A 6859-nucleotide genomic window follows, 5' to 3' on the forward strand; every position below is an offset into this window, starting at 1 on the left:
TTGTTTTGTAGGGGTTCTAATCCGCGTAGAGGAGCCGCTCCACCGCCGCCACGATATCTGCAGGTTGCACGATGGTGGCTGCCTCCAGGGTGCCGTTGTAGGGGGTGGGAATGTCCTGCGAAGCCAAACGCACCACCGGCGCATCCAGCTCATCGAACAGTTCTTCCATGATGCGAGCCGTCAGTTCCGCCCCAATGCCACCCGATTTCATGTCTTCCTCAACAATAATCACCCGATGGGTTTTGCGCACCGAAGCGGCAATGGTCTCCATATCCAGAGGCTTGAGGGAGATCAAGTCGATCACCTCGGGGTCGATCTCCTGCTGCACCAGAGTGTCCACGGCCTTGAGCACGTGGTAGCGCATGCGGGAGTAGGTGAGCAGGGTAACATCGGAGCCAGATCGGACGATTTCGGCTTTGTCCAGAGGCAAAAGGTATTCTTCCTCCGGCAGATCTTCTTTCAAGTTGTACAAAAGGACATGCTCGAAAAAGAGAACTGGGTTGTCATCGCGGATGGCGGACTTGAGCAAGCCCTTGGCATTGTAAGGCGTTGAACAGGCTACGATCTTGAGCCCAGGCACCGCTTGAAAGTAAGCCTCTAGCCGCTGCGAGTGCTCTGCCCCCAACTGACGACCCACCCCGCCCGGCCCGCGGATGACCATCGGGATCTTGAAGTTGCCCCCAGAAGTGTAGCGAAGCATACCGGCATTGTTGGCAATTTGGTTGAAGGCCAGGAGCAGAAAGCCCATGTTCATCCCTTCCACCACCGGGCGCAAGCCGGTCATGGCTGCCCCAATGGCCAAGCCGGTAAAGCTGTTCTCGCAGATGGGGGTATCCAGCAGGCGCATCTCCCCATACTTGCGATACAGGTCTTTGGTGACTTTGTAGGAGCCACCGTAATGGCCGACATCTTCTCCCAAAACAAACACGTTGGGATCCCGGGCCATTTCTTCGTCGAGGGCAGCACGCAAGGCGTTGTAAAGGAATGTCTCGGCCATATGAGGTCAAATATCGCTAAACCCTCATTAAACCATTTTGCCGGCATGGATCCCCTTGCAGATGACTGGATAGGCTGAGCTCAGCATTCTGGCTCAGAGGGATGGCGACCTTACCCCACAGCTTTTGTCGGCACTCTGCTTCCCCTGCAAAATGGAGATCATCTGTCTTCTCAAGATCTGTCTTCTCAAGATAAAGACACCATGAGCCTTGCACTGCCCAAACTGGCCCTGACCTTGGGGGATCCCACGGGAATTGGGCCGGAAATTGTGCTCAAGGTGCTGGCGGATCCTGAGGTGCGGTCTTGCGCCCACATCACGGTTGTGGGGGATCGGCAGGTTCTAGAAGCCACCTATCGCCTGCTGAGGGATCGGTCGCCGGCTCCGTTGGCCCATCCGGCAGGGATCCCGATGCTGGAATGCAACACGGGCTTTTGGTTGCAGCCTGGCCGTGTCGGTCAAGGGGATGCCGACAGTGGTGCGGTTAGTTTTGCTTACCTGAGAACGGCGGTCGAACGGACGTTGCAGGGGGAGTTTCAGGGGATCGTGACAGCACCCATCGCCAAATATCTCTGGCATCAAGCTGGCTACCGGTTCCCTGGCCAAACGGAAGTTTTGGCCCAACTGAGTGGGTCTGAACGCTACGGGATGCTGTTTGTCGCCCGTTCCCCCCACAGCGGTTGGCAGATGCGGGTTTTGCTGGCCACCACCCATATTCCCCTCGGCCAAGTGCCCACCGTGCTGACCCCAGAGCGGGTGCGGACAGCGCTGAATGTGCTGGTGGGATCCCTGCGCCACACCTTTGGGATCCGGGATCCTGTGATTGCAGTAGCCGGCCTGAATCCCCATGCCGGCGAACAGGGGCAACTGGGATCTGAGGAAAAAGAATGGCTGACCGAGCTGCTGCGCACCTATGCCCACGCCCAAATTTGGGGGCCGCTTCCCCCCGACACCCTGTGGCTGGCTCCCGCGCAAGCCTGGCATGGCCAGGGATCCCCAACTGTGGCAGATGCCTACTTGGCTCTCTATCATGATCAGGGCTTGATCCCGGTGAAGATGCTGGCTTTTGACCGGGCGGTTAACCTGACAATTGGGCTGCCGTTTGTTCGCACCTCTCCCGATCATGGCACCGCCTTCGACATTGCCGGCCAAGGGGTGGCCCGGTGCGAGAGCCTTAAGCAGGCGATCCTGCTGGCGGCAGAACTGCTGGGCAAAAACCCCCAATCCCCTGAGGGAAATGCCGTCTGTACCCGACAATCTGAGGCCGTTTCTCGTTTCCAGGGGGTGGCTTGATGGAAGTTGCCGGTGCTACCTCAACCGGAATGCTTTACCGTCGCTTTGGGCGCACCCGACAGCTTGTCTCGGTTTTTTCTCTGGGCAGCATGCGCTTGGTCAATGTGCCCAGGGCTCAGGCTCAGGCAACCGTTGAGGCAGCCCTAGCCGCAGGGATCAACCACATCGAAACGGCTCAGGCTTATGGCCATGCCGAGGTGCTCTTGGGCGAGATTTTGCAAACTCTGCCCCTTCCCCGCCATCAGTTGATTCTCACCAGCAAGCTCACGCCCACAGATGGGTTGCGGGAGCGGCTTCAGGGATCCCTGCGCCGTCTGCGGGTGGATTACCTGGATCAATTTGCCTTTCATGGCATCAACTTGCCGGAACATCTGGAGTGGGTGCTGCAGAAAGGGTTTCCGATTCTCAAGCAGATGCAGCAAGAAGGCTGGGTGCGCTACATTGGTTTTTCCACCCATGGATCCCTGGAGTTAATTTTGCAGGCCATCCAGACAGGATGCTTTGACTTTGTTAATTTGCACTATCACTTTTTCCAACAGCGCAATGCACCGGCCCTAAAAGCAGCTGCCCAGCAGGATATGGGCGTGTTCATTATTTCTCCCGCCGATAAGGGGGGAATGCTCTATCGCCCGCCCCAACACCTGCAGGAGTGCTGTGCCCCTTTCAGCCCCTTGGAATTTGCCTATCGTTTTTTGCTGGCGGATCCCCGTGTTCACACCCTCAGCCTAGGCATCACCCATCCTGAGGAGTTGCAGGTGGCCTTGTCGGCCTTACGGGATCCCGACCGGTGGTGGGTAAATGGCCCTCAGGTGCAAGAACGGTTGCGCCAAACCGAGCAGGAACGCTTGGGATCCAGCCGCTGCGCCCAGTGCTACGCCTGCCTGCCCTGCCCAGAAGGGATCCACATTCCCGAAGTGCTGCGGTTGCGCAACTTGGCCATTGCCCACGAGATGACGGAGTTTGCCCAGTACCGCTACAACATGTTCGGCCAAGCTGGGCATTGGTTTCCGGGGTCACCTGCCGACCGCTGTACCGAATGCGGTGACTGCTTGCCCCGCTGCCCAGAGCATCTGCGGATCCCGGAGTTGCTGGCCGAAGCCCACCAGTTGCTGCATCGGTCTCCGATCCGGCGGCTCTGGGAATGACCATTCCACCTATCCTATTTGGCTGAGCTTAACTCCACTTATAATCGGATGGAGTTTATCGATTGCATCACAAGGCGAGGCATCGGAGTGAATAGTCAGAGCCAAGACCGCTTAGACCGAGTGGAGCAACTGCTGGCTTGGACGGCTGAACAGACTGCTGCCAACAGCCGAGAAATCCGGGAGCTCTGCCAATCCATCCAGGAGCTGCGTCAGTCCATCCAAGAAAGCCGCGCCCAGTCTGCTGAGGAGAACGCCGCCCGTCTGCGGGAAATCGAGGAGCTGCGTCAGTCCATCCAAGAAAGCCGCACCCAGTCTGCCGAGGAGAACGCCGCCCGTCTGCGGGAAATCGAGGAGCTGCGTCAGTCCATCCAAGAAAGCCGCGCCCAGTCTGCCGAGGAGAACGCCGCCCGTCTGCGGGAAATCGAGGAGCTGCGTCAGTCCATCCAAGAAAGCCGCGCCGAATTTGCTGAACAAGCTGCTGCTCAGGCTCAAAGCTTGCGAGAGCTACAGCAAGTTGTCAGCGAGACCCGCTCTGACTTAGCTCACCTTGCCGAGTGGGCAGAGGAAGTGACTCAAGCTCTTGTCACCCTCACCGCTCTACAACGAGAGCACGAACGCGCCATCCAGGCCATCAACCAACGGCAAGCGGAAACGGATCAGAGGTTCAACGTTCTCCTTGAAGAAGTGCGCTACCTGATTCGCAGGCAAGGCTCTGACGGAAATTCTCCCCCCTCGTCGGCCTGAGCACTGGGATCCCTTCGGAACTGCGAAGACAGTCCTAATCTTCATCCACTTCCCACTCCAACAGGTGTGCATAGGGAGCCACCAAGTGGGGAGCATAAAAGGCAACGGCTCGAAGGGCATGCCAGTCTTCCAAGCAGCCAAAGACGGTCGGATACTCATTGCGCTCCAACCGCTCTGCAATTGCCGCCACATCAGCTTCAGTAAACTGGCGGGGATCCATCCCCTTAGCAGGGGCTTCCACTTTGGACTTGGATCGGGCAGACATAGGCAGCCTGAACACGCTACAAGCCGATCTTAGCCTCTTCTTTTCGCTGGCCAAAAACTTGAATACTCCCTGTCCCAAAGGGAGAAAATTCTTAATTACTGGTATTTCTTAGCAACACTGCGTGAACAGCTTTAAGACAGTCGTGTGGTTTTTTGGGCAGTTGAGTCTTCTCGCCACTGTATTTGCTGTAGCACAAAAGCCGCCCTACTGGTTGAGTTCCGCGTAGGGGTAGAATGGGGCTTCAGACCCAACTTTTGGGTAAGCCAACCCCTGTTCTCCCGAAACTCTGAAAAGGGATCCCCATTCCTCCAGTTTCGTGGCAAGGTGAGGACAGATACCGCATCGGAGGCTGCTATGGAGAGCAAGATCCCCGCCCGCGATGTCCAAGTTGCCCTTATCGGCCCGTCCACGTTGGTTCTCCGCTCCCGCACCTGGGATCGCCTGAAGTTTGAGCTGGAATACGCTCGGCAACGGGGCACCACTGCCAATAGCTACCTCATCCAGGCCCGCCAAACCCTTCTCATCGATCCTCCGGGGGAATCGTTCACCAGCATCTTTTTAGAAGAGCTGGCCCAACACCAGTACCTACAGCGGTTGGACTTTATTTTGCTCAGCCACGTCAACTTTAACCGCATTGCCACTCTCAAAGCCCTATTGCCTCTGGCTCCCTACGCGATGGTGCTCTGCTCCAAGCCGGGATCCATTACGCTACGGGCCGCCTTTGAAGAGATGGATCCCTTGCCCCGCAGTCGCGACGAAGAGGAAGCCGCCGATCTGGGCATTTTCTACAATGGCGACCAGTCCTTCCGTTTGCGGGTCATCCGAGATGGGGATCGCCTGGATTTGGGAGAAGGGCATGAGTTGCACTTTCGCACCGTGCCCACACCCCGCCACCCCGATGCCCTCTGTGCCTACGATCCGGCTACCGGGATCCTCTACACCGATAAGTTGTTCGGTGCCCATGTGTGCGATGAGCAGGTGTTTGACGAGCATTGGCGGCAGCTCAGCGAAGACCGTCGCTACTACTTCGACTGCTTGCACCGCAACCAATTGCCCCAGGTGAAGGCAGCCCTGGCCAAGTTGGAAGAATTTCCCGCCCAAATCTATGCCCCTGCCCACGGCCCCTTGGTGCGCCACAGCCTGCGGCGGTTGCGGTTGGACTACCACACTTGGTGCGAGGAGGATCCCGGCGAGCAGCGGGTAGCTCTTCTGTACACTTCTGCATACGGGAATACAGGTTTGATGGCCATGGCCATAGCCCAAGGGTTGGAGCGAGCCGGCGTTAAGGTGGAGCGGATCAACTGCGAATGGGCCACCCCGGAAGAGATTGCCCAGGCTCTGGAGCGCTGCCAAGGGTTTGTTATCGGATCCCCGACCTTGGCTGGCCATCCCCCGGTGCAAATTCAAACCGCCCTCGGCATCATCCTTTCTTCGGTTCCCACCACCCGGTTAGCCGGGGTTTTTGGCTCCTACGGCTGGAGCGGAGAAGCGGTGGATCTCATCGAGAACAAGTTGCTCAATGCCGGCTTTTCTCTGGGGTTTGAGACGATCCGCGCCAAGTTTAAGCCCACCCCTGAAATCCTAGAAGCCTGTCAAGAGGCGGGATCCCAGTTTGCCCAGGCCCTGCGCAAAGCCAAACGAGCTCGTGCCCTTCGCCAAACCAGCAGCGAAACTCAGGCGGATCGGGTTGGGCAAGCCCTGAGCCGGGTGGTGGGATCCCTGTGCGTAGTTACCGCTCTGCAAGGAGAGACCCGCCGTGGCTTTCTCACCTGGTCGGTGGCCCAGGCCAGCTTCAATCCGCCGGGGCTAACTCTATCGGTGAGCAAGGACCAAGAAGCCGAACTGCTGACCTATCCCCAGGCACCCTTTGTGCTCAACATCTTGCGGGAAGGCAAAGGTAGCAATTTGCAACGGCACTTTCAGCGGCCCCAGCGCCCTGGAGAAGATCGGTTTGCCGGCTTGGCTACGGCCACTGCAGAAAATGGCTGCCCCATTTTGTTGGATGCCTTAGCTTACCTGGAGTGCCGTGTGAAAACTTGGATGGACTGCGGGGATCGCTACCTGGTCTATGCCGAGGTGGAACGGGGCAAGGTGCTGGATCCCACGGGGGTTACGGCCATGCGGCGGGGGTAGTGTATTGGAGAACAAAGATTTGTTGTGGAGTCAGTGCTAACTGGATCCCATCGATCACCTTAAGCTGACGATCTGCTCGGCAAATTTCTGGCTCTTGTTGAGGGGCAAATATCAAAACAGAGTAATCGTGTGACATACTCCCGCACTCATGCTAACGCAAAGCGCTCCGCGCCGCTAAAGCGAAAGAGTACGGGCTTCAAGGACTCCGTCCCGCTGACGCGAACAGTGACTCCTGTGAAGGACATTTCCTGAGCTTTGAGAACGGGATGCCCCACCGCTCTGTAT

General features: G+C 57.7%; 6 protein-coding genes and 1 pseudogene. 4 read left to right on the forward strand and 3 right to left on the reverse strand.

The annotated features are described in order from the left end of the window. Positions 1–16 precede the first annotated feature (16 nt). Positions 17–997, reverse strand: a complete 981-nt coding sequence (locus ACVWYZ_RS08850) for an alpha-ketoacid dehydrogenase subunit beta (protein ID WP_414355766.1) — start codon at positions 995–997, stop codon at positions 17–19. 201 nt (positions 998–1198) lie between these two features. Between ACVWYZ_RS08850 and pdxA the strand changes: the two genes are divergently transcribed. From pdxA to ACVWYZ_RS08865, 3 genes are all read left to right on the forward strand, one after another. Next, positions 1199–2287 (forward strand): 4-hydroxythreonine-4-phosphate dehydrogenase PdxA, encoded by a 1089-nt coding sequence (gene pdxA / locus ACVWYZ_RS08855; RefSeq protein ID WP_457466832.1) that lies wholly within the window; start codon positions 1199–1201, stop codon positions 2285–2287. 29 nt (positions 2288–2316) lie between these two features. Continuing rightward, on the forward strand, positions 2317–3432 hold the full coding sequence (locus ACVWYZ_RS08860; protein ID WP_457466837.1) for an aldo/keto reductase: 1116 nt from the start codon (positions 2317–2319) through the stop codon (positions 3430–3432). A gap of 87 nt (positions 3433–3519) precedes the next feature. Beyond that, entirely contained in the window at positions 3520–4176 is a 657-nt protein-coding gene (locus ACVWYZ_RS08865) for a hypothetical protein (protein WP_457466833.1), read from the forward strand. 34 nt (positions 4177–4210) lie between these two features. On the opposite strand, the gene ACVWYZ_RS08870 is transcribed toward ACVWYZ_RS08865, so the two are convergent. Then, positions 4211–4441 carry a DUF2555 domain-containing protein gene (locus tag ACVWYZ_RS08870; RefSeq protein ID WP_414355764.1) on the reverse strand — a complete coding sequence of 77 codons (231 nt, stop codon included), beginning with the start codon at positions 4439–4441 and terminating at the stop codon, positions 4211–4213. Between the two features lie 354 nt (positions 4442–4795). Here ACVWYZ_RS08870 and ACVWYZ_RS08875 point away from each other — a divergent pair, with 354 nt between their 5' ends. Then, entirely contained in the window at positions 4796–6574 is a 1779-nt protein-coding gene (locus ACVWYZ_RS08875; RefSeq protein WP_457466834.1) for a flavin reductase, read from the forward strand. On the opposite strand, the pseudogene ACVWYZ_RS08880 reads toward ACVWYZ_RS08875, so the two are convergent. After that, positions 6552–6701, reverse strand: a pseudogene (locus ACVWYZ_RS08880) (Uma2 family endonuclease); the annotation flags it as partial. The gene ACVWYZ_RS08875 and the pseudogene ACVWYZ_RS08880 overlap by 23 nt on opposite strands. Positions 6702–6859 lie beyond the last annotated feature (158 nt).

This window comes from Thermostichus sp. MS-CIW-37 (assembly GCF_054060065.1).